Origin of the sequence: Longitalea luteola (assembly GCF_017356035.1) — a bacterium.
Taxonomy (GTDB): domain Bacteria; phylum Bacteroidota; class Bacteroidia; order Chitinophagales; family Chitinophagaceae; genus Niastella; species Niastella luteola.
In genome coordinates this window covers 124,786-146,509 of the sequence record NZ_JAFIQX010000007.1, presented here as the reverse complement: position 1 = coordinate 146,509, position 21,724 = coordinate 124,786, and the positions used below count along the sequence as shown (strand labels likewise).

Here is a 21,724-nt window from a genome sequence, read left to right as displayed (position 1 = left end):
CTATTTTCTATTTTATTCGAGCTTGAAGCTTGTTATCCTCAGTACGTACCTGAGGGTTAACATCATTTTTGAGTAAAGGGATTAGAAATTCTAAAAAAAACAATCTAATTTTTTGCCCATCAGACGTTCTAAATGGGTGAGCTATCTGATATTTTTTATCTACAGGTCTCCATATGCGAACAGAACCTTTATCTGTTGAATGCGCCTCCATAGTCTGAAATTCAGTTACATTGCCAGTCTTTTCATCAATCTTTACTAACCCAGTTGCAATCATAACATGACCTGGCTTGTAAATAAAGTCTCCAGCAGAAATCAAATTAAAATTCGTATGAACAAATGCTTTATTCTCCTTTGCGGCTTTCTTAAGTGCAGCTAATTGTCCACTCGAGCCGGTCGCTAACGTTTTCGAGTCCATTAACAGCTCTTTATCTTGCAGATAAGAGACACATACAAATCCAGAACAATCAATGCCGAGCGATCCTTTTTTTGTCAATGAAGAATACTGTTTGTAAATTCCACTAGTAATGCTTTGCCACTGCTTATATTTTTCATTATAAGAGCAAATCTCTCCTTTCGAGGTTTTATAATGTTCAGGATGGAAATTTGAAATCAATCGCAAAGCTGGGTGCAAATTATTGTTCCAAAACTCTTTTCCTTCCGGTGTATTCATGGATCCAATGACATCTGGAGACGGATTTTTTCCACCATATTCATAAGGAGTAAAAAGTAAAGACTCAGCTTTATTCAATAATTTACTAGCTTCTAAACCATCAACATCGACAGCAAATATTGGATTGTTACTTGCATATTGGTAAGGAGTATAAAAAGGATAATCTTTAGTTAACGGATCCACACTCAAAAACTTCCCTAACCGCGGATCATAAAACCGCATCCCATAATCCTGCTGCTCACCAACTCCCTTCACCTCATTATCATTCTCCTTACCATTAAACCCATACCTATACCCGCCAGCATTATAACCCCTTCCCGGCTGCAACATCCCAAACGGATAATAGTCCTGCGCACTTACCACCTGCGGGTTGAAATAATCCACAGTGCTGTTATCAGCTGAAACACCCAGCTTCTTATCACTCACAGTCACCAGTACATTCCCTAAATGATTGCCTAACTCAAAGAGCTTGTCACCGCGCACAAAGGTAAGACTATCACCCGTACCTAATAACGGCATGCTTATTTTCGATGGATCAGCGGCAGGTTCCGGCTGATAACCCATATCCAATTTACGTCTGAACAAGCCGATCCGGCTGCTTCCATACAAATGCAGCTCCGATTGGGTCAGATGGCCATTGTTCACTGCTGGTTTACCTGACTCATACACACTCATCACATTACCCTGCGCATCTCTTACATACCAGGTCCGTGCCGTATCAGTTGATCCGGTTTTCACCACGGTTTTACCAATCCGGTTTCCACCGGCATCATAGACATATCTAATATCAACACTATCTCCTTTGACAATGCGGCTTATTTTACCATAAACAGTCCAACTAATGCTGGTGATCCCTTCAGCATTATCTTTTATCAGGTTCCCAATAGAGTCATATACATAGTTTCCGGCAGACTGCGCATCAATATCCACATCGTAGTTATCCGCCGGCACCGTATCGTATACATAGTCTAGTTGATTGGTGCCTGGTTTATAGCTGTAAGCCAATTTATCCATATCCAGCGGTTTGCCGCCAGCCGTATTACCATTCCGTTTATATCCCAGGATATTTCCATTGGCATCATAACTCACCCGCTCCTGCAAGTCGGTCTGATGTGTCAAATCCGCCCAAGTATTACCTGTCTTCTTCCAGGCATCCATAGCCACCAGGCGGTTCAACTGGTCATATTGATAATTATACAATAACGGATTGCCCAGCTTTTCGATATTCACCGCCATGCTACTGATGTTACCATTATACAACGGACGATAACTGCCACCCAGTGTTGTATTAATGCCTGCATCCATCGGCGTGGCGCCAGAGATGGCCTTATAATCTCCATTAAAATAATTCAGCATCACTTTGTAAGCCGATTTCCCGACGACACTGCCTGTACTTCCATCTGGTTTTAAGGTAAACACAGCGGCAACATGCACATCCGGGTTGATCGACTTCATCCATCCCTGCAGGTTATACGCATAGTTTACACCCTGCACCTGCTGCTCCCCCAGGACAGTTCTTGCCAGTGGTCCATGGTCATAATACTGATAAAAGGCGTCGTTATCCCAGTTGATACTATCAGTACTGGTGAGCACATTTGTGATCCGGTTCTCAGCATCATAAATATACCGGTGATAAAATGCGTCGGGCAGACCAGGCTGATAACTTACCTGGTTCACCTTCCCACTTACCAGATCATAATCATAAGCGATCTTCTTTACACCGATGTTGTTATCGAAGAGTACACCCTGCTTATAATACTGCAACAGTGTATTTACATTACCCAGGATATCATAGGTATAAAAACTGGCGGCAGCAAAGTTAAAACTGGCGAGTTCACTGGCCTTATTATATAAAGCAGTCCATGATACGCGGTTGCGCAGGTTCCTTGTCTTCAACACGGGATCCACGCACGGATATTCTTGATCATAGCTTGTCCGGGTGATCTGTTCTGCTGTTGGTGCTGCATTTGTTAACCAGCTTTCCAATGCTCCCTGGCTTCTGCTCGTAGCATCGGCCATGGCAGTACTGCTGGTTAACTGGCCTACTTCGGTAATGCGGCCTATGAGATCATACTTTGTATAACTGTATTGTGTACTATCTTTCTGCATTGCATTCTGCGACACGGCTAATCTTCCTAATCTATCGTACCAGAAGGCGCTCATACCTCCATCGGGTGAATGTTGCGCCACCACCTGGTTCAGGGTGTTATACCGGTAATCGGTATGCAATGTATGCACCGGCACTTTTTCTGCACCCGCAGCCTGTGCCGCTTTCACCTGCTCTAATTCTATCGAATCTGTTGGACCGTTGTTATAAAAGAGACTGAAAAAGAACCGGTAACTGTAAAGTTGTATAAAATGAAAAAAGGACCGCGAGTAAGCGATCCTTGATGTCAGAGATTCCGAGCAGATTCGAACTGCTGTAAAAGGTTATGCAGACCTCCGCCTACCACTCGGCCACGGAACCATAATATGTATATATAACATTAACGGCAAGCCGGAATGGTTGTCAATTGTAAATAAATGAGCCTGATAGATTTAGGAAGGTCCGATCAATTACCAATGTAAGAATTTCTTTGAGGCAGTAGCAATGTTACAACAGTAAATTAATGTAAAAAACGTGAAAAACACCTGTTTTTCTACAGCCAACTTTGCTTATTATGCAAATATTATTCCAACTGTAATCAACTGGAATCACCGGCTGTTGTACCTGATCGCATTTCCTGCTTTGCACATAGGGACTTTCCCCAAGGGTCTGATTGGTTAGCCAATTATTACCGGCAAAACCATACAACATCTATGACGGCAAAAAATGAGACTATCGCCAAACCTTTCATCTTCAGTGAAAAGTTAATTAAAAAGTATACGCAGATCATGCAGGAAAAAGTAGCCGAGCACATGCGGCTACAGCGGGAAGGCAAATTGCCTTTTCGTAAACGCATCCCCGTATCGGTTGTACGTACAGGCGATGTCATGATCATTCTTCACCTGAAGGAAAGACAAGCCCAGCGGGTCATGGCCGCCCTTCGGGAAAGCCTGGGAAAAACAAAACGCCAATACATCACTGTGCAGGAATTTGCAAAGCAAACCGGCATTGACGAATGGACGGTGCAAAGAGCCCTCGATACGCTTACCTGAACCGGATCATTTCAAACCGGGCCCGGAACTAAGGCATTTGGCCGCGGCTTAAGGGCATGCGGCAGTCGGCCATAACGGGCCTGCATCGGATCGTAGTGGCTTGCTATCAATCATTTCCTGCGGGCAATGCCCCGTTTCTCTCCTGCAATGAACCATTTGTAGCCCATAATGAACCGTTACCGGCCGGCTACGGATCGTTGTTAACCTGCAATGAATTGAAGTTGCCTGTTATTTCGGTATGGCAAGGGGATTTTTGTTATAACAGCTTGTAATTGGATCATTACAACCTGTTTTTAACTCACATCAGCCTGCAATGATAGCACTACACCTGGCTTTTATATCGTTTCAGGCTGCCATGATCTCAAAACACCTGAAATCTCAACATGTCAACCTCGCTTTGGATCGTTTCCCGCTGGCTTTGATCCATTGCAGCTTGTTTTCGCATCATCGCAGGCAGTTATTGATACGTTTAGCACTTGCAATGATAACATAACAACCTGCCATGCAGTAATAACGGCTTGCAATGATACCCTATCAGGCCGTTATGATACAATACCAGCCTGCAACGGTAATAGATCAGCCTGCGATAATCAAATAGCAGGCGAAAACGATCCATTGCAGCGCTGCAATCAATCATTTCCAGCATGAAATGAAAAAAGCTCATTCAGCAAATCGATCATGACGGGTGTTTAGAACAAGTGTGATAACATCTACTTACTATTTTAGTTATTGCCGGATTATAACCCGGCAATTGATATCGATCTCCAGTCATTTGAGGCCGAAATCCACTGACGACGATCAGCTTTTTTTTACACAAAGGGTGTCAATACCCGTCAATACCCGTCGAAACCCGCCATTCCGGAGCCCGTTATTTGGAAAACGGATTGAACCCACCGTATATTTGTTTTAACAAAGACAAACCGTTAGGAGTAACCGAATACACTGATGCAAACATGGATCCTCCGGTGAATGAAGTGAAACAAATGATGGTCTTTGCAGCGTATTGGCCAATAAGCTGAAATGATCCGGCCCTGGAGTGCAACCATTTTATTAATCATTAAAAACTAAAAACAATGAACTTCATAATCTTGAACAAATACAAAAGAGAACGCGACAGCGATCTTACGACAACCGGTTACCGGGTGGTGGAAAAAACGGAAAACAATCCAAATTTTCCCGATCTGCCCGCAGCACACGCTGAACTAAAAAAGCTGTTGCCTGATTACCACAATGCTATCGTTACTGCCAAAGGGCGCGACAAAGAAATGGTAGCTGTTAAAAAAGCCAAGAAAGCGGCTGTGGTAGCCCTGCTTACTGAAATGGCCGAATACATAACCCTTACCTGTAAGGGCGATGAGGCCATGTTGCTGAGCAGCGGTTTCGAGATCTCAGGTCAACAGAACAAAAGCCTATGCCGGCCATTGAAAAACTGGAAGTAGAGCTTGGCCCGCCCGGCGAAGTCACCATCCGGGTGAAACGGGTGCGCGGCGCCCGGGCTTACATGCACCAATACACAGCCGAGCCGCCTACTTCAGAAACAGTATGGACCAATGAAGGAAGTACTAATGCGTACCACACCTTCAGGGGACTGAAATCCTATCAGAAATACTGGTTCCGCACAGTGGCTTTGGGTATGAATAATCAAATGGAGTATTCACCGGTTATCGACAGGGTTATTCAATAAATAAGTGCTCCGTCAAAGCACACATTGTCCTTACAAAGGATTGCCCGGTCCTGGCTTTGCCAGGACCGTTTTTTATGCAGTTATGACCTGACTCTCTTTCCGCACAAATAAACCGTTTACAAGCATATATCCGGAGAAAAATGGAAAAAAATTTGCGTAGTTAAATAGCTACATTTAAATTTGTAGCCAAATAGCTACGTAATGAACTTAAGACGTGATGTTTTTCAAGCCATTGCAGACCCTACCAGACGGGCTATTTTGCTGTTGGTAGCCACTCAGTCAATGACCGCCGGCGCCATTGCCGCCAATTTCGACACGGCCCGGCCCACCGTGTCAAAACATCTGCAGATACTTACTGAATGCGAATTGCTGGAACAGGAACAGAACGGCCGCGAAATCTACTATCACCTGAACCCGCAGAAAATGAAAGAAATAGCTGATTTCATTGAACCCTTTCGAAAACTGTGGGACGACCGTTTTAACAAACTGGAGAACATAATGAAGAAATACAAAAAATAAGATGTTATGGAACGCAAAACAAAAGTGAATGCCGAAGAAGGTAAACATGATATACACATCAGCCGGGAGTTTGACCTGCCTGTAGATCTGCTGTTCAAAGCCCATGTTGACCCGGAGATCTTTGAACAATGGATGTCCCACGAGTATGGCACAACGAAGGTGTTGAAACTGGAATGTAAAAATCATGGCGGCTGGCAGTTTCAGACAGTAGATGCCCAGGGAAATGTGCTGTTTCAGGCGAACGGGGTGATCCATGAATTTGTTCAGGACCAGAAGATCACCCGCACGTTCGAAATGAACAATACGCCTTTTGCCGTACAGCTCGAGTTCCTTGAATTTGTAAAACTGGGCGACGATACCAGCAAACTCAATATGCAAATAGTATTTAAAACAGTAGAGTTGAGAGATCAGCTGCTGAAACAGCCTTTTGCCATGGGCCTTAATATGGCGCATAACCGTTTGCAGGAAGTTGTTGGTAAATTAAAATAATATCCCATGACACGCAGTGAAACTAACCCTGACGTTGACTTCTTTTTCGATAAAGCCGAACAGTGGCACACTGAATTCGATAAACTGAGATCCATCATTCTTGACTGTGGGCTCACGGAGGCATTGAAATGGGGCAATCCCTGTTACCTGTACCAGAACAGCAATATCGTGCTGATCCATGGTTTTAAAGAATACTGCGCCCTCTTGTTCTTCAAAGGCGCCCTCCTGAACGATCCCAATGGCATTTTGATACAACAGACAGAAAATGTACAGGCTGCCCGCCAGATCAGGTTCACCAATGCCAGGGAAATAACCAAAATGGAACGCGTGTTGAAAGCCTACATTTACGAAGCGATCGAGGTGGAAAGGGCCGGTCTGAAAGTAAAACTGAAAAAGACAGAGGACTTTCCCGTTCCTGAAGAATTTCAGGTGAAGCTCGATAAAAAACCTGCGCTGAAAAAAGCGTTTGAAGCCCTCACACCGGGACGGCAGAGCGCCTACCTGTATTATTTCAACCAGGCCAAACAATCGAAAACCAGGGCGGCCAGGGTTGAAAAATATATACCTCAGATCCTGAAAGGAAAAGGATTAGACGATTAACCCAACTAAACAATCGAAACATGGAAAAAACAAAGAACGGTTCTGGCAAAGCCAGTAAGATCATCTATTGGATCGCTACCATCTGGCTGGCATCTGGCATGCTGGCAAGTGGTGCACAACAATTATTAAAATTGAAAATGGAAGGCGCTGTATCGCCGCCCGGCGTAGAAGGCATTGCGCGGTTAGGCTTCCCTGTATATTTTCTAACCATCATAGGCATCTGGAAGATCCTGGGCGTTATAGCATTGCTTGCTCCCCGATCTGCGTTAATAAAAGAGTGGGCCTATGCGGGATACTTCTTTCTTACCTCAGGAGCCATTTATACACATATTGCCATGGGTCATTCCTTTGCTGAGATATTTCCGTCGCTGTTGCTGTTGATCCTTACCGTGGTATCGTGGTATTTCAGACCAGCCAGCAGAAAGATCGTGGCAGTAGCCTATTAGTGAATTGCCGATTTCCTTATATTTATATACATCGCATAGACTCATATCATGAAAAATACTAAAAGCAAACTGTCGGCCGAGCAACGGAATGCCCTGCTCCGCACATTGAAAGCCCGGTTCGAAAAAAATATGCAGCGCCATAAAGGCATTAGCTGGGATAAAGTAGCAGCTAAACTGGAAGCACATCCCGACAAACTATGGTCGCTCAATGCCATGGAAGAAACCGAGGGCGAACCCGATGTAGTTGGTTATGATAAAAAGTCGGACGAATACATTTTCTTCGATTGTTCAGCGGAAAGTCCGAAAGGCCGCAGAAGCCTTTGCTACGACGGCGAAGCGCTGGCATCGAGGAAAGAACATAAACCGGCAGACAGCGCCATCAATATGGCTGCCGACATGGGCATTGAGTTGTTGACCGAAGAAGAATACCGCACCCTGCAAACACTTGGTAAATTCGATCTCAAGACCTCGAGCTGGGTATTAACGCCTCCTGCCATCAGGAAACTGGGCGGCGCCGTATTCTGCGATCGCCGCTACGACACGGTTTTCCTGTATCACAATGGCGCTGAATCCTATTATGCTGCCAGGGGATTCAGGGGTTCGCTCCGGGTGTAACACGATCTGTTTAATTCAATTTACAATCTTTCCTGCTCTTCGATACCCGCCGCCTTTTTGGGAACAACCTTGCCGCCGATATGGTAACGAACGGACAGACCAAGCCGATGCATATCGGGACGGTCGAAGTACCGGTAATCGGTGGTATTTGACAGGGAGTACGCTTTAAGGCGGTAGGTACGCAGGAAATCGGTAAAGCTTAGTTTCAATAAGAGATTTTCGTTCAAAAAGGCTTTCTGCAGGCCTGCATCTGAAAAGAACAACGCCTCCTTTAAATAGATGCCCCACAGTTCCCGGGAATACAGGTTAGTGCTCACCTCGAGCCGTAAGCCGGCAGGCAGTTTCACCTGTTGCTGCACCTGTACACTCCCGGCCCACCGCGAAACGGAAACGTCGCCTGTTCGTTGTGGAATCGGATACATGGAATAATTAACACCCACCGATGCCTGCAAACTCCACCAGCCTGCACTGAATGGCGCAGCCAGCAACAGGTCGAACCGTTGCATATCAGAAAAATTAACCGACTGGCTTTTAACCGCATTCGATGCTGAATCGACCAATAACCGCTTTGCCATATAGTTTTCACGCAACCCGTAAGTAGCTGTAACTACGTATTTGCGGTTGAAGGTGCCCGTGGCAGCTAACAGCCAGGCCATTTCAGGAACGAGGCCCGGATTGCCTGCATAATAAAAATACTGATCTACATACCAGCGCACGGGGTTCAGATCGCCATAGGCCGGGCGGTTGATCCGGCGGCTGAGCGAAAGAGACAGCCTGTGCTGCTTCAGGGTATGTTCAAACGAAATGGTAGGAAAAAAACGGGTATACTTCCATTGATTGAACAGCGCTGCCTTCACAGTACGCCCGCCGGCATCGGTTTGCTCCATCCGCAGCCCCGCCTGCAGGCCTGAACGCTTCCATTGCTTTGCCAGGGAAACATAGGCCGCTGCTATTTTTTCGTCATACAGAAAATGATCCGACATGGTAGCGGCTTCTTTATACGAGCCATTGATCAGCGAATCGAACCGGAAATTGTTATCGTTGGTGACATGGGCATATTTAAGTCCGGCCCTCAGCAGCACCCCTTTGTATGGCCATTCAAGGTCGGCTTTGGCCGAACGGATGGTAATATAACCGGGTTGATGCGAACGCAGGGCATGTTCGGCTGTTATACTACCTGTATTTCCATCTTCTATACGGGTTGTCATCAGGCCGTCGGACAAATTACGATAATTGATATAATGTCCTTCGGCGGTCAGCTTTCTGCCGGCTGTATCGAGCCGCCAGGTGTAGCTGATATTGCCTGCATGGTAATGATAGGGTTCAATAATGCTGGTATGGGTGCGGATGACGGAATGCAATTGATCATCCGCATCATACCTGTTCACCCTTGCATGCTTATAAACACTGAAGTCGTCGAAATAACCATGGTAAAAAGCGCTTAGCTGGTGCCGGTCGTTCAGCTGCCAGTCGGCCCCCAGCCGGTACGTATAGAATTTGATCTTATAAGAACCGGTATTTGTTCTTTGAAGGTTGTAATTAAGGCCATGCTCCTGTACGCCATTGCCGCTATGGCTATTGACAAAACGATGCGGGGTATTGTAATCGAAAGATGCTGATACCTGTAAACGCCGGGTATTTACCGCGGCCGTAATGTTCTCATTGAATAACCAGTTGCTGCCCCGGGTAAGCGTTGATCGCAGATCGATGGCATAACCACGGGCGGTATGTTTCCGCGTAATGATGTTAATGATGCCGGCATTACCCGCCGCATCGAAGGCGGCCGGTGGTGTGGGCATCAGTTCTATTCTTACTATCTGCTCGCTGCTCATGCCTTTCAGCAGATCGGCGAGCTGTTTGCCGGTGAGGTAATTCATTTTCCCGTCTATCATTACCGTAACGTTCTGGGTGCCGCGCAAACTGAGATTATCGTCCTGGCCAACACTTACCCCGGGCATTTTTGTGAGCACGTCAAATACGGTAGCACCTGCAGCAAGGGCGCTGTTCGCCATATTCATTATGATGCGGCCATTATCCACCTGTACACCGCTTCTGGATGCAGTAACAGTTACCTGTTTCAGCGAGTCTTTTTGCCGGAATGGCAAGGAATCCGACCCGGGCTGTTGCCCGGGCTTGTTTACGGTACTGTCGGGCGACAATTGCGCCTGTATAAACGCGGGACTGATCACCGCAGTGATCACTACAAGGATAAAGCTGAGCCTGTTCATTTTGTTGATTTCATTGAATAAGATGAATCCTGCCAGATTTTTCGGCCAGGGCCCGGGTGTGGGCGTGCCGATCACCAGCTTTTGCGGAGGAATGGTTTGCATCAATAGCAACGACCCCTTGCATGGGATCTCATTCCCATGCATCCATTATTTACATTACCTGGTAACGTTCTTTTAAACCGCAGGTGGTCCGCGGCCATCAGGAAGGAATAACCGGTCGGGATTTATGGCAGTGATAAGCCTGGTATAAGTGGGCGCCGTGTTTACCGGGGCTATTACCAGTAATACTTCGCCGGTAAAAACTGCATCTTTAGCAAGTTGGAATTCACAGATGTCGCAATAGTCGTGTCCAGGACTGGCCTCGCCGATCGTGTTGCCGTGTTTTACAGAATGGCTTTGATCGTAGGCAGCATGGGTATGTGCCCCTTTGACTACATGCACAAACAGGAAGATCGCCATCAGCAACAGCGCTTTTATTTGCCTTGTGTATGCATTTATGCCAGGAAGCATACGGCAAAGATAGGCGTTTTCCCAATTAATGCAACAGCGTTGTATTTTTTGGATACTAATTTCCTGTGGCGTAAATGAGTTCCCGGTCACTTAACGTTGACCTTGGGGGGCATCTTGCTCCGTTTCCAGTAGTTGATCATGGATTTGAATGTTTCTTTCAATTCATCCATGCTGTTATCCTTGATAAAGAAGCCGTGTACCGACAGGTTATAGGCGTGCAGGATCTGCTCTTCAGAAGCAGTGGTTGACCAGAATATAAAGGGAACACTTCTCAGCTTTTTTGAATTCGTTTGCAGCATTTTTTCCCGCAGTTCAAACCCGTTTATCCGGGGCAGGTTCAGCTCGCAAATGATGATAAAGGGAGCTGATGGCATTTTTTGTATTCGGACTATGGCATCCTCGGCGCTGCTAATAAATATCAGTTCATTGTTCAGTTGTAATTCCTTCCATACTTCAGTAATCATCATCCAGTCGTCCTCATCATGATCGATGATCAATACGGCTTCATTCTGCATAGACACTCCGGTTATTGGCACCTGTAATAAATTATTATGCCATGTAAAGCACCTTGTGGCACAAAGATTAGTAGCGAGCCGGTTTGATTAACAAATTTCTAATCAATTTTTAATGGGCATTTAACCGTGGTGTGGTTACAACCCGGCTGCTATCTTTTACAGATTTTAGTTAACTTGCAGAATAATCTATAACCAAAGAACTTGATTCGAAATTTCTTTTTGGCCGATGATGATCCTGACGATACCGATCTCTTTGAAGAGGCGCTGAAAAAGATTGACAAACATATAGTACTGGACACTGCCACCAATGGCAAAGAGCTTATTGAAAAACTTCATACTGGTAATACAACACCTGAGATAATTTTTCTGGATGTGAACATGCCCGAACTCGACGGATGGGAAAGCCTGAAAACGCTGAAGCAGCATGCCGGATTAAGGTCGATCCCGGTGGTGATGTACTCCACATCTGCAGCCGTTCTGGATGGGAACAAGGCGATTAAAGCAGGGGCAGTTTGCTATTTCGAAAAGCCGCCCAGCTTTGTTAAACTGAAAGATTTTCTGGAAAAGATCACCCATACGTCGAAAGAAAGGCTGGTGGATACCCTCAAATCCATAGAAGCGTCAAAAAGCCATAATATAGTAGTTGCCTGAAATGGCCTGGCATGAATTTTTATGTAGTGATTGTTACACCTTTTCTATAATAATCAGCACTTATCACAACGATCACCGTCGCCTCCGCAATCTATAAGTACCAAAGGAGCTATCATGGAGTTAAACAATGAACAATTTCGTGCAGATTCTGTAAGAAACCGTACGAGTGAACAAAACCATACCCAATTAACAGCAGCCAGGTTTGAGAGAATGATCTCAGAGGTGGAAGACTATGCCATTTTTTTGCTGGATGTAAACGGGAACATTCTGTCCTGGAACAAAGGGGCTGAGAAGATCAAAGGATACAGGGCTGACGAAATAATCGGGAAAAGCCATCAGCTTTTTTACCCGCCTGAAGACCGGGAACGAAAACTTCCCCAGCAATTACTGGAAGAAGCCCGTAAGAACGGTAAAGCGGTACATGAAGGCTGGCGCATTAGAAAAAACGGCGATCCATTCTGGGGCAATATTACCATCACTGCCATTCACGATGATTTTGGACACGTTACCGGTTTCCTGAAGCTCACAAAAGACCTCACCGAAAAAAAGGCGGCAGATGACCGCTACGAAACCTTACTGGAGCAATTGCGCAGAAGCGAGGAGCGTTATCATAAGATGATCACGGAAGTGCAGGACTATGCCATTTTGTTACTGGATGTCGATGGCAATATTCAGAACTGGAATATAGGCGCCGAGCTCATCAAAGGATATAAAGCGAATGAGATCATCGGGAAAAGCTTCAAGAACTTTTATACAACAGAAGATATCATAAATGGCCTGCCCGATAAATTGTTAAAAGCGGCCACTGAAAATGGCAAAGCCTCCAATGAAGGCTGGCGCAGAAGAAAGGATGGAAGCACCTTCTGGGCAAGCGTTGTTATTACCGCCCTGCATGATGAACATGGCGCTTTGATAGGCTACTCCAAAGTGACCAGGGATCTTACCGAACGCAAGAAGTATGAAGACCGTTTGCTCAATAATGCCGTTGAACTGGAATTGAAAAATCACGAGCTGTTAAATCTGAATGCCGAGCTCTCGTCTTTTGCGTATGTAGTAAGCCATGACCTCAAAGAGCCCGTGCGAAAGATCAGGATCTTTGCCGACCGCCAGCTTGAACCTGATAATACCATGGAAGACATGCAGGCATTTGCCCGCAAGATCATTTCATCGGCAGAACGGATGCAGGCGCTGATGGAATCTGTACTCCTGTATTCCCGCATATCGAATGAGAACATGGAACAGGAGACCATTGACCTCAATGACGTTTTAAAAAGTGTTAAAAACGACCTGGAACTGGTGATCCAGGATTCCAAAGCACAGATAACAGCCACCCGGCTTCCCGCTATAAAAGGGATCAGGTTCCAAATGCATCAGCTTTTCCTGAACCTGTTATCAAATGCGATGAAATTTTCAAAACCGGGTTTACCCCCGGAGATCTCGATATCAGCCAGGCTGGTGCCTTTTTCCAGTTTCCCTGAAGAGCTTCCTTTAGCCGACCGCAATTATCACCAGATCATATTCGCTGATAACGGCATTGGATTTGAACAGGATCAGGCCGAAAAAATTTTCGATGTATTCAAGCGATTGAAACAAAAAGAGGATCTTACCGGCACGGGCATTGGATTATCTATTGTAAAAAAAGCCGCCCTCAATCACCACGGTTATGTAACGGCCGAATCGGTTCCCGGCAAAGGTTCACAGTTTCATGTATTTCTTCCGGCTATTGAGTAAAATGAACATTATGGCGTTGGGTGCCGCGATATTAAAAATACTAAGTAAACAATATGCGCCTTCCACCATGGTGGAAAAGCGTTTCCAGCGGTATGATCTCGCTTTTAAAACAGACGCAGAAGGCAATCCCGTTCTGTTGTTCATGGGTACTAAAGACGCAACAGGCAATATCCGCGGCCGCCGTTATGCGCGCAGGCTGCTCAAAGACGCCGATGGAAAGATCATTAAAGATCACTGGGACGATAAAGGGACCGTTGGCTGAGATCCCCTCCTGCCGTTGACCGAATTTTTTTTCCCTTTCATTTGGATGAAATAGTTTCTCTTTATTATATTAGCCCTGCCTTTTGAAGCCGCTTGTATTCTATTAATAAATAATAAACTGTTTGTTAATCTTATGTTAGCGCTACATCGTCAGCCCCGGCGATTTGCAGGCCGTGGACTAAGCCCCTGTTTATTCGTTCTTCTATTTTCATCAGCTGTTATCTTATTACCTCAACCGGCGACGGGTAATACAAGCCCGGGCAGAACCGCCAGCTCCAGCTTCACCGCCAGGCTTATGAACCTGGAAGCAACAGCAAAAGAAACGTTCCGCTTCAATGCATCGCTCACCAATGGCAACAACCGTTCGGTCATCTACGAGCTGCAGACCGGTTTACCCGCCGGCTGGAGCAGCAGCTTCAGAGTAGATGGCATGCCCGTCACTTCTTTCCGCCTTGATTCCAACAAGAGCCAGGACATTTCCATTGAACTAACGCCCTCGCCTACCGTAAAACCCGGTAAATATGCTATTCCGGTAAAGGCGGTCTCTGACCAGGGCACGCTGGAATTGAACTTGGAAGCGGTTGTAAAAGGCGCTTATGCCCTGGAGCTGACAACACCTACCGGACTGTTAAGCGGGGAAGTAACTGAAGGCAGTAAGAAGTCTGTTCATCTGACGCTGAAGAACGAGGGCACCCTGCCGCTCGACAACCTGGAGCTATCGGCGCAAACACCCACCAAATGGAATGTAAGTTTTGAACCTGCCAAAATTGACCGGCTCGATCCGGGCAGTACCATCAACGTAGTTGCCCATGTAGAGGTGCCCGATAAAACGATTGCCGGCGATTACATGACCAATTTTACCGTTAAAAATAATAACGCTACCGCCAATTCAGCGTACAGGTTAACAGTAACTACTTCCTGGCTCGCGGGCTCAGTAGGCGTACTGGTTATTCTCCTGGCCTTCGGCCTGGTATATTCCCTCATGCGAAAGTATGGTAGAAGATAAGCAACTAGCAGTATGGAAAATCCTGTCATTGAACTAACCGGGTTGACTAAACTGTATGGTTCCTTAAAGGCGGTAGACAATTTAAACCTCACCATCAACAAGGGAGAAATATACGGCCTTCTCGGACCAAACGGAGCCGGTAAAACAACCACCATCTTAATGACGCTCGGACTTACCGAACCCAGCGCCGGCAAGGTCAACGTATGTGGTATCAACGCCACCAGTAATCCCGTTGCCGTAAAACGAAGAGTTGGCTACATGCCCGACAATGTAGGCTTCTATGATGGCATGAATGCCCTCGATAACCTGGTATACATAGCGCGGCTGAACGGCATTCCAGAATCAGCAGTGCGGCCGCGGGCCATTGAAATGATGGAGGCGGTAGGACTGGAAAGATCGATGTACAAAAAAGCAGGCACCTATTCACGCGGGATGAAACAACGCCTGGGCCTTGCCGAAGTATTGATCAAACAGCCCGACATCATCATCCTCGATGAGCCCACGAACGGCATTGACCCCAGTGGCGTGAAAGAATTCCTCGCCCTGATCAGGCAATTGAGCCGGCAACAGAATATAACGGTATTGTTATCATCGCACCACCTGAACCAGGTGCAGCAGGTCTGTGACCGCGTAGGCATTTTTGTAGAAGGCAGGCTGCTGGCCAGTGATCATATTTCCCGCCTGTCTGACCAGCTCTCTTCCAAAGAGTCGCATATAGTAACCATCACCGTGGCCGATGTATCACCCTTCACAGACCATCACCAACAGGAAATAGAACAACAAATAGCAGGCGTAAAAGCAGTAGCAGTTTCCGGTAATACGATCACCATTACCTGCACCCGCAACCTTACACCGGAGCTGGTACGCTCTTTCGTAAAGAATGGCCTGGACATCCTGGGCGTTCAACAAAAAGAATATGGCCTGGAAGAGATCTATCAACGCTATTTTGAAAATAATCTAACTGAAAACGAATCTAATGGAAAGTCCGGTAGTTTATTTCAAAGATCTTTTTTCAAAAAAATTAAAAATTAACGCAATAGCGCTTGCAGGGCGGGAGCAGGTTATGCACCGGCCCGCTTCGCCGCTTGTCACTATTATCCGCAAGGAAATCGGCGATCATGTCAGAAGCTGGCGGTTCATTGTATTGTTGGTGCTGATCGTATTGACATTCCTGGCCTCGATGTATGTATCGGTGACCAATATAAAACCAGCGGCGGCCGGTGAGGAACCGCAACAATTCCTGTTGTATTTAAAAATACTCACAACGACCGACGGCTCGCTCCCCTCCTTTCACATTTTCATGAGCTTCCTGGGCGCCATTCTGGGTATTGGTCTTGGTTTCGATGCCGTAAATGCCGAGCAGCAGAATGGCACTTTGATCCGCCTGCTGGCACAACCGGTTTACCGCGACAATTTACTGCTGGCAAAATTTATAAGTCCACTGATCGTGATCACCACCCTGTTCCTTTCCCTGGCCCTGCTCATGATCGGGGGCGGACTCATTATTACCGGCGTACGGATTGAAATAGTGGAGATCCTGCGGATCCTGGCATTCATCCTGCTTACAGTTTTGTATGTGGGTTTCTGGTTAAGTTTGTCTATCCTGCTTTCGGTAAAATTCAAACAGGCTACTACTTCAGCGCTAACAGCCATCGGCATCTGGTTATTTTTTACCATCTTTTACAAGATCGTAGTGAATATGATCGTGAAGGCATTCCTGCCCGATCCGGCGTTTTTGTCGCCTGATGACATCATGTACTATAATAATGTAATTCTGAACCTGCTGCGCTTTTCACCCAGCCAGCTGTATACGGATGCAACGACCGTTTTACTGATGCCAACCGTTCGCAGCCTGGGACCGCTTACCGTAGAGCAGATGGCGGGCGCTATTCCTACCCCATTGTCGTTCAGGGAAAGCATCATGATCGTATGGCCGCAACTGACCGGTTTGTTTGCCGCGACCACCGCCTGTTTTGCCCTTTCTTATTTTTTCTTTATGCGAAGAGAAATCAGGTCTTAGTTGACAAGTTGACAAGTTGACTAGTTAACTAGTTGACAACAACTGAGCGTTTTTGTGTTTCATTAGCATATTAGCAAATCAGCACATTAGCAAATTAATACAAAGAACCCCGGTGTTCTGGAATATTCCTCACACCGGGGTTATCATTTACAGCAACTATTGTTCAATTTAGTAATCCATGCCACCCATGGCTGGAGCTGGACCGGGGGCTGCTTCCTTCTTTGGCTTGTCGGAGATGACGCATTCGGTAGTGAGCAACATGCCGGCAACAGATGCGGCGTGCTCTATAGCCACCCGGGAAACTTTGGTAGGATCAATTACACCGGCTGCCAGCAGGTTCTCATATTGCTCTGTACGGGCATTGAAGCCATAATCGCCTGAACCCTGTTTAATGGTTTGTACTACGATGCTTCCTTCCAAACCGCAGTTACGAACGATCTGACGCAATGGTTCTTCCACCGCCCGTTTAACGATGGCTATACCGGTTGTTTCATCTTCGTTCCTGCCTTCCAGTGTTTCCAGCGACTGGCTGGCGCGGATGTAAGCAACACCACCGCCCGGCACAATGCCTTCTTCCACTGCAGCACGGGTAGCATGCAGCGCATCATCAACCCGGTCCTTCTTTTCTTTCATTTCAACTTCAGTAGCGGCGCCTACATACAGCACGGCAACACCGCCGGTGAGTTTGGCCAGGCGCTCCTGCAGTTTTTCTTTATCATAGTCTGATGTGGTAACGGCCATTTGCGCTTTGATCTGGTTCACTCGGGCAGTGATGGCCTCTTTTTCCCCGTGTCCGCCCACAATAGTGGTATTGTCTTTATCGATGGTAACGGTTTCAGCTGACCCCAGGTGGTTGAGCTCTACGTTCTCCAATGTATATCCCTGTTCTTCACTGATGACAGTACCTTTTGTAAGGATGGCAATGTCCTGCAGCATTTCCTTGCGGCGGTCACCAAAGCCGGGCGCTTTTACGGCAGCCACTTTAAGGGTACCACGCAGTTTATTCACCACTAGCGTAGCCAGGGCTTCGCCTTCCAGGTCTTCGGCAATGATCAGGATCGGGCGACCGGTTTTGGCGGTTTTTTCCAGAATGCCCAGGATATCCTTCATGGCTGAGATCTTTTTATCATAGATAAGGATATACGGGCGTTCCAGTTCCACCTGCATTTTCTCGGTATTGGTTACGAAATAAGGAGAGATATATCCCCTGTCGAACTGCATACCTTCCACTACTTCTACTGTGGTATCGGTGCCTTTGGCTTCTTCCACGGTGATCACCCCTTCATTGCCTACTTTCGTAAATGCCCGGGCGATCAATTCACCAATGGTTTCATCATTATTGGCAGAGATGGTAGCCACCTGGCGGATCTTGTTCACATCGGTGCCTATGGTTTGGGATTGCTCCCGCAAACTTTTTACGATGGCCTCCACGCCCTTGTCGATGCCCCGTTTGAGGTCCATGGGATTGGCGCCGGCAGCCACATTCTTCAGTCCTTCGTGAATGATGGCCTGTGCCAGCACGGTAGCGGTGGTAGTGCCGTCACCGGCTATATCGGCGGTTTTGGAAGCTACTTCTTTCACCATCTGGGCGCCCATGTTCTCCAGCGGATCTTCCAGTTCAATTTCTTTGGCAACGCTCACGCCGTCCTTGGTAATGGCAGGGGCGCCATATTTCTTTTCGAGCACTACATTACGTCCTTTGGGGCCAAGGGTCACTTTCACAGCGTTGGCTAAAATATCAACGCCTTTCTTCATCTGGTTCCTGGCTGTTACATCAAAAAACAATTGCTTTGACATAGCTCATTTTGATTTTTTTGCGGTTGTAAATAAAGGATCAAATAAATGGTAAAGGGCTCCAATGATTTCTACAGAATAGCGAGGATATCAGATTCCCGCATGATCAGCAGCTGCTGCCCTTCATACTGGAATTCTGTGCCGGCATACTTGCCGTACAATACCTGGTCGCCCTGTTTTACGGTCAATGGCTCATCTTTTTTACCCGGACCAGCTGCTACTACGATGCCCATCTGGGGTTTTTCTTTTGCTGTATCCGGAATAATGATACCACCAGCAGTTTTTTCGGTGGAAGGAGCGGGTTGGATAATAACCCTGTCATGCAATGGAGTGGCTTTTACATTTCCTGCCATAATTCATGATTTTGAATTGGTTAAAAACAAAGTCAAATTTTATCGCTTATATAAAGCCGGTGAAGTGTTGCTACCAACTAGTATGCCATTCGGTACAGGAGGCCGTTTACTGAAAAAAATGCAGGAATTTTTTTCAGTTCAACAGACAAAGCGGTACCTGTATATTTGACAAAATTTCACGGGCAGCTAACCTGGTACCTGTATTGATATGTAAAAAAATAATAACCAACGATAAACCAAGACCATGCAAACCAGCTTTTATATTGTTTGTCATCTTAAAACACCGGCCGGACCGGAAACTTTTGCGCGATTTGATATAGGCAATGACAAAGAAGCGGCCGCCCGCCTCTTCGACAAACTAAAAGGTGACAAAGAAGTGAATGAACAGAACATGTTGTGTATTGAGCTGGTGGAAACGGTAAATGAATTACCGTTCAATATCAATTTACTGAGTTGTACACTGGATCAATTAACAGAGAATTGCCGCATCATTACCAAAGAAGTGTTTAGCCAGTATAATCTTGGCAGCGTATTGTAGTCTGCAGCACCGGTCTATGTTTACCGGTTCAGCAACATTTTCACATAAAAGGAAGGTTGCGCCAGTTTTTTACGAACATCTATTTCGTAGAACATACACGACATTAATTCCCTTAACTGCTTATTGCGCATGGCGGTTCTCATCAGGAAATTGAACAACCAGGTGCGCCGGGCCAGTTTTTGCAGTTTGGTGCTTAAGTTCAGTTCAGGACCCAGCACTCTATATACCTCATCATCATACGCACTCATGTGAGATGCTGAGAAATCTTTTGCCAGCAAACACGCAAAGGCCTGATTAGCTGCCATACGGCCGGAATACAAAGCATTGCCAATGCCTTCGCCGGTAAACGGATCGATCAGATAACCGGCATCACCTGCCAGCATATATCTTTCGCCTGATAAAGAGCGCTTTTTACTGCCCAGCGGTAACCCATATCCCTCTACACCACTTACCAGTTGCGCATTGGTAAACCGCTGTTTCAGCACAGGATCGTTGGTAACAATATCCTGCAACAGCTTTTTCAGGTTCAACTTTCTTTTACGCACTACCGAACTCAGAATGCTGATGCCCACATTCGCTTCGCCGTTTGGCAATGGAAAGATCCAGAAATAGCCGGGCAACAGCGAGCGAAGAAAATGCAGTTCAATAAAGCCATCTGCACTAAGGCCGGTGACTCCTTTGTAATAAGCCCGGATGCCGGCGCAATAATGTTTAGGTTCCATATAAATGCCGCCGGTTTCTTTGGTAAATGCCGAATGAGCGCCATTGGCAACAATGATCAGTTTGGCCTTGACCAAAAACTTACCCGATGCATCTGAGAGCAGATAACCATCACGCTGCAGCGTGTATTTATCTATCGACTGCCCTTGAAACAATTGAATGCCGGCGCAGCGTTTCATTTCGTTTACCAGGAAATTGTCGAAGTGAATGCGTTTGCACACAAAACCGGCTGGAACGCCCGCTTTGGCCTGGTTATTATAATCGGGTTGATAGGCAATATCAAGTGAATCGCGGCTGGGCGCCGTAAACGTTACCCCCCAGCTCCCCTCCTTTTCGGCCAGCTGACAGAGCCGGGCGCCTATCTCTTTATCGATGCGGTTCAATGCCGTGAGCACTTTACCACTCAGGCCATCGCCACAGATCTTATCACGGGGAAATACGGCTTTATCGACCACTACACAGGGAATATCAAACTGTTGCAATTGCAAAGCGGCGGCTGCTCCTGCCGGACCTGCGCCAATAATGCAAACATCGGTTGCTATCATAAGCGGGAAAGATAAACAATTTTGCCGTGAAACGGCAGACGGCAATTTATAGTTCAAAGTTTATAGTTCAAAGTTTACAGTTGAAAAGCACAGTTAATCGAGTTCATACAAGTTATTCAGTTATTCAGTTATTCAGTTATTGAGTTATTGAGGTGTCGGAATAAAGTGAGCCTTTTTATTTTGATCGTTTGCCGTTTCACGTCTGCCGTTTGCCGACTCACGATTGACGACTATGAACTGAAATAATACGTGAAAAACACCTTTTTTTGCGACAACTGAAGGCTGTATATTAGTATGATCACAACAAACGATTTTTGAATAACTGAACTAACTGCTATGCCAACCATTCATGTTGCGCTTCAGGAAGGCTTCGAAGGCGATACAGTGATCGTTTTACTGGACGGCGCCGAAGTATTCTATAAAGACAACCTGAAGACCCGGATGCAGATCGGCAAAGCAGCATCCTTCGACCTGCCTAACATCTCCGGCCCGCATGAGCTGCGCTTCGATCTTATTTCCCGTAATACCCGCGTGAACATTCCTGTTACTGTAACCGGCTCCGATAAGTATGTTGGTATCTCCATCACCCGGCATGGAGATATTGCTCATACCATTTCAGATGAACCATTTCGTTATGCCTGATCGCGTACTTCCACCGTGACTGTGAAAGCCGAATATTTTTTTTACCAAA

The 21,724-nt window shown here is 46.3% G+C and carries 23 protein-coding genes and 1 tRNA gene; 16 read left to right on the top strand and 8 right to left on the bottom strand.

Features of this window, described 5'->3' with window-relative positions; all coding sequences use genetic code 11:
* Positions 1–7: 7 nt before the first annotated feature.
* Together JUB15_RS17915 and JUB15_RS17910 are read right to left on the bottom strand one after the other, a co-directional pair.
* Positions 8–2,689, bottom strand: coding sequence for an RHS repeat domain-containing protein (locus JUB15_RS17915; protein ID WP_207513875.1), 2,682 nt, complete (start codon positions 2,687–2,689; stop codon positions 8–10).
* A gap of 378 nt (positions 2,690–3,067) precedes the next feature.
* Positions 3,068–3,137: transfer RNA gene (locus JUB15_RS17910), tRNA-Cys, on the bottom strand.
* A gap of 332 nt (positions 3,138–3,469) precedes the next feature.
* Here JUB15_RS17910 and JUB15_RS17905 point away from each other — a divergent pair.
* The 8 genes from JUB15_RS17905 (at position 3,470) to JUB15_RS17875 (ending at position 8,161) form a co-directional block, all read left to right on the top strand.
* Positions 3,470–3,808 carry a hypothetical protein gene (locus tag JUB15_RS17905; RefSeq protein WP_207513874.1) on the top strand — a complete coding sequence of 113 codons (339 nt, stop codon included), beginning with the start codon at positions 3,470–3,472 and terminating at the stop codon, positions 3,806–3,808.
* A 1,073-nt stretch (positions 3,809–4,881) separates the two neighbouring features.
* Positions 4,882–5,247 carry a hypothetical protein gene (locus JUB15_RS28490; RefSeq protein ID WP_242696403.1) on the top strand — a complete coding sequence of 122 codons (366 nt, stop codon included), beginning with the start codon at positions 4,882–4,884 and terminating at the stop codon, positions 5,245–5,247.
* Entirely contained in the window at positions 5,220–5,492 is a 273-nt protein-coding gene (locus JUB15_RS28485) for a hypothetical protein (protein WP_242696402.1), read from the top strand. The genes JUB15_RS28490 and JUB15_RS28485 overlap by 28 nt, the downstream gene beginning before the upstream one ends.
* 201 nt (positions 5,493–5,693) lie before the next feature.
* Positions 5,694–6,011 carry an ArsR/SmtB family transcription factor gene (locus tag JUB15_RS17895; protein ID WP_207513873.1) on the top strand — a complete coding sequence of 106 codons (318 nt, stop codon included), beginning with the start codon at positions 5,694–5,696 and terminating at the stop codon, positions 6,009–6,011.
* 6 nt (positions 6,012–6,017) lie between these two features.
* Complete coding sequence (locus JUB15_RS17890) at positions 6,018–6,500, top strand: SRPBCC domain-containing protein (RefSeq protein WP_207513872.1); 483 nt, start codon at positions 6,018–6,020, stop codon at positions 6,498–6,500.
* Positions 6,501–6,506: 6 nt separating this feature from the next.
* The gene (locus JUB15_RS17885) at positions 6,507–7,100 is read left to right on the top strand and encodes a YdeI/OmpD-associated family protein (protein WP_207513871.1); all 594 of its coding nucleotides are present in this window, start codon (positions 6,507–6,509) and stop codon (positions 7,098–7,100) included.
* A 20-nt stretch (positions 7,101–7,120) separates the two neighbouring features.
* On the top strand, positions 7,121–7,546 hold the full coding sequence (locus JUB15_RS17880; RefSeq protein ID WP_207513870.1) for a DoxX family protein: 426 nt from the start codon (positions 7,121–7,123) through the stop codon (positions 7,544–7,546).
* A gap of 48 nt (positions 7,547–7,594) precedes the next feature.
* Positions 7,595–8,161, top strand: a complete 567-nt coding sequence (locus JUB15_RS17875) for a DUF4256 domain-containing protein (RefSeq protein ID WP_207513869.1) — start codon at positions 7,595–7,597, stop codon at positions 8,159–8,161.
* Positions 8,162–8,181: 20 nt separating this feature from the next.
* Here the strand turns inward: JUB15_RS17875 and JUB15_RS17870 are convergent, their stop codons facing one another.
* The 3 genes from JUB15_RS17870 to JUB15_RS17860 all read right to left on the bottom strand — a co-directional run bounded on the left by JUB15_RS17870 (position 8,182) and on the right by JUB15_RS17860 (position 11,414).
* Positions 8,182–10,491: an outer membrane beta-barrel protein gene (locus JUB15_RS17870; RefSeq protein ID WP_207513868.1), complete on the bottom strand. Its 2,310-nt coding sequence runs from the start codon at positions 10,489–10,491 to the stop codon at positions 8,182–8,184.
* A 72-nt stretch (positions 10,492–10,563) separates the two neighbouring features.
* Entirely contained in the window at positions 10,564–10,899 is a 336-nt protein-coding gene (locus JUB15_RS17865) for a hypothetical protein (RefSeq protein ID WP_207513867.1), read from the bottom strand.
* 86 nt (positions 10,900–10,985) lie between these two features.
* On the bottom strand, positions 10,986–11,414 hold the full coding sequence (locus JUB15_RS17860; RefSeq protein ID WP_207513866.1) for a response regulator: 429 nt from the start codon (positions 11,412–11,414) through the stop codon (positions 10,986–10,988).
* A gap of 201 nt (positions 11,415–11,615) precedes the next feature.
* On the opposite strand from JUB15_RS17860, the gene JUB15_RS17855 reads away from it, so the two are divergent.
* The 6 genes from JUB15_RS17855 (at position 11,616) to JUB15_RS17830 (ending at position 17,083) form a co-directional block, all read left to right on the top strand.
* Positions 11,616–12,065, top strand: a complete 450-nt coding sequence (locus JUB15_RS17855) for a response regulator (protein ID WP_207513865.1) — start codon at positions 11,616–11,618, stop codon at positions 12,063–12,065.
* Between the two features lie 114 nt (positions 12,066–12,179).
* Positions 12,180–13,796: a sensor histidine kinase gene (locus tag JUB15_RS17850; RefSeq protein WP_207513864.1), complete on the top strand. Its 1,617-nt coding sequence runs from the start codon at positions 12,180–12,182 to the stop codon at positions 13,794–13,796.
* Between the two features lie 10 nt (positions 13,797–13,806).
* The gene (locus tag JUB15_RS17845; protein WP_207513863.1) at positions 13,807–14,058 is read left to right on the top strand and encodes a hypothetical protein; all 252 of its coding nucleotides are present in this window, start codon (positions 13,807–13,809) and stop codon (positions 14,056–14,058) included.
* A 132-nt stretch (positions 14,059–14,190) separates the two neighbouring features.
* The gene (locus tag JUB15_RS17840; RefSeq protein ID WP_207513862.1) at positions 14,191–15,063 is read left to right on the top strand and encodes a COG1470 family protein; all 873 of its coding nucleotides are present in this window, start codon (positions 14,191–14,193) and stop codon (positions 15,061–15,063) included.
* 12 nt (positions 15,064–15,075) lie between these two features.
* A complete protein-coding gene (locus JUB15_RS17835) occupies positions 15,076–16,095 on the top strand; it encodes an ABC transporter ATP-binding protein (RefSeq protein WP_207513861.1) in 1,020 nt (339 codons plus the stop codon).
* Positions 16,040–17,083: an ABC transporter permease gene (locus JUB15_RS17830; RefSeq protein WP_207513860.1), complete on the top strand. Its 1,044-nt coding sequence runs from the start codon at positions 16,040–16,042 to the stop codon at positions 17,081–17,083. Before JUB15_RS17835 ends, JUB15_RS17830 begins: the two co-directional genes overlap by 56 nt.
* A 168-nt stretch (positions 17,084–17,251) precedes the next feature.
* Here JUB15_RS17830 and groL read toward each other — a convergent pair whose 3' ends face one another.
* The gene (groL, locus tag JUB15_RS17825; RefSeq protein ID WP_207513859.1) at positions 17,252–18,880 is read right to left on the bottom strand and encodes a chaperonin GroEL; all 1,629 of its coding nucleotides are present in this window, start codon (positions 18,878–18,880) and stop codon (positions 17,252–17,254) included.
* 68 nt (positions 18,881–18,948) lie between these two features.
* Positions 18,949–19,230 (bottom strand): co-chaperone GroES, encoded by a 282-nt coding sequence (locus JUB15_RS17820; RefSeq protein ID WP_207513858.1) that lies wholly within the window; start codon positions 19,228–19,230, stop codon positions 18,949–18,951.
* 244 nt (positions 19,231–19,474) lie between these two features.
* On the opposite strand from JUB15_RS17820, the gene JUB15_RS17815 reads away from it, so the two are divergent.
* Positions 19,475–19,768: a hypothetical protein gene (locus JUB15_RS17815; RefSeq protein ID WP_207513857.1), complete on the top strand. Its 294-nt coding sequence runs from the start codon at positions 19,475–19,477 to the stop codon at positions 19,766–19,768.
* A gap of 20 nt (positions 19,769–19,788) precedes the next feature.
* On the opposite strand, the gene JUB15_RS17810 is transcribed toward JUB15_RS17815, so the two are convergent.
* A complete protein-coding gene (locus JUB15_RS17810) occupies positions 19,789–21,033 on the bottom strand; it encodes an NAD(P)/FAD-dependent oxidoreductase (RefSeq protein ID WP_207513856.1) in 1,245 nt (414 codons plus the stop codon).
* Positions 21,034–21,369: 336 nt separating this feature from the next.
* Between JUB15_RS17810 and JUB15_RS17805 the strand changes: the two genes are divergently transcribed.
* Positions 21,370–21,675, top strand: coding sequence for a hypothetical protein (locus tag JUB15_RS17805; protein WP_207513855.1), 306 nt, complete (start codon positions 21,370–21,372; stop codon positions 21,673–21,675).
* The last annotated feature ends 49 nt before the right edge of the window (positions 21,676–21,724 follow it).

Excerpts from the sequence above, each read along its gene's own strand:
- JUB15_RS17885 (WP_207513871.1), top strand. The coding sequence starts at position 6,507 with ATGACACGCAGTGAAACTAACCCTGACGTTGACTTCTTTTTCGATAAA.
- JUB15_RS17830 (WP_207513860.1), top strand. The coding sequence starts at position 16,040 with ATGGAAAGTCCGGTAGTTTATTTCAAAGATCTTTTTTCAAAAAAATTA.
- JUB15_RS17865 (WP_207513867.1), bottom strand. The coding sequence starts at position 10,899 with ATGCTTCCTGGCATAAATGCATACACAAGGCAAATAAAAGCGCTGTTG.
- JUB15_RS17890 (WP_207513872.1), top strand. The coding sequence starts at position 6,018 with ATGGAACGCAAAACAAAAGTGAATGCCGAAGAAGGTAAACATGATATA.
- JUB15_RS17805 (WP_207513855.1), top strand. The coding sequence starts at position 21,370 with ATGCCAACCATTCATGTTGCGCTTCAGGAAGGCTTCGAAGGCGATACA.
- JUB15_RS17835 (WP_207513861.1), top strand. The coding sequence starts at position 15,076 with ATGGAAAATCCTGTCATTGAACTAACCGGGTTGACTAAACTGTATGGT.
- JUB15_RS17905 (WP_207513874.1), top strand. The coding sequence starts at position 3,470 with ATGACGGCAAAAAATGAGACTATCGCCAAACCTTTCATCTTCAGTGAA.
- JUB15_RS17820 (WP_207513858.1), bottom strand. The coding sequence starts at position 19,230 with ATGGCAGGAAATGTAAAAGCCACTCCATTGCATGACAGGGTTATTATC.
- JUB15_RS17850 (WP_207513864.1), top strand. The coding sequence starts at position 12,180 with ATGGAGTTAAACAATGAACAATTTCGTGCAGATTCTGTAAGAAACCGT.
- JUB15_RS17815 (WP_207513857.1), top strand. The coding sequence starts at position 19,475 with ATGCAAACCAGCTTTTATATTGTTTGTCATCTTAAAACACCGGCCGGA.
- JUB15_RS28485 (WP_242696402.1), top strand. The coding sequence starts at position 5,220 with ATGCCGGCCATTGAAAAACTGGAAGTAGAGCTTGGCCCGCCCGGCGAA.
- JUB15_RS17840 (WP_207513862.1), top strand. The coding sequence starts at position 14,191 with ATGTTAGCGCTACATCGTCAGCCCCGGCGATTTGCAGGCCGTGGACTA.
- groL (WP_207513859.1), bottom strand. The coding sequence starts at position 18,880 with ATGTCAAAGCAATTGTTTTTTGATGTAACAGCCAGGAACCAGATGAAG.
- JUB15_RS17875 (WP_207513869.1), top strand. The coding sequence starts at position 7,595 with ATGAAAAATACTAAAAGCAAACTGTCGGCCGAGCAACGGAATGCCCTG.
- JUB15_RS17860 (WP_207513866.1), bottom strand. The coding sequence starts at position 11,414 with ATGCAGAATGAAGCCGTATTGATCATCGATCATGATGAGGACGACTGG.
- JUB15_RS28490 (WP_242696403.1), top strand. The coding sequence starts at position 4,882 with ATGAACTTCATAATCTTGAACAAATACAAAAGAGAACGCGACAGCGAT.
- JUB15_RS17895 (WP_207513873.1), top strand. The coding sequence starts at position 5,694 with ATGAACTTAAGACGTGATGTTTTTCAAGCCATTGCAGACCCTACCAGA.
- JUB15_RS17880 (WP_207513870.1), top strand. The coding sequence starts at position 7,121 with ATGGAAAAAACAAAGAACGGTTCTGGCAAAGCCAGTAAGATCATCTAT.
- JUB15_RS17870 (WP_207513868.1), bottom strand. The coding sequence starts at position 10,491 with ATGCAAACCATTCCTCCGCAAAAGCTGGTGATCGGCACGCCCACACCC.
- JUB15_RS17810 (WP_207513856.1), bottom strand. The coding sequence starts at position 21,033 with ATGATAGCAACCGATGTTTGCATTATTGGCGCAGGTCCGGCAGGAGCA.
- JUB15_RS17915 (WP_207513875.1), bottom strand. The coding sequence starts at position 2,689 with ATGGCCGATGCTACGAGCAGAAGCCAGGGAGCATTGGAAAGCTGGTTA.
- JUB15_RS17845 (WP_207513863.1), top strand. The coding sequence starts at position 13,807 with ATGGCGTTGGGTGCCGCGATATTAAAAATACTAAGTAAACAATATGCG.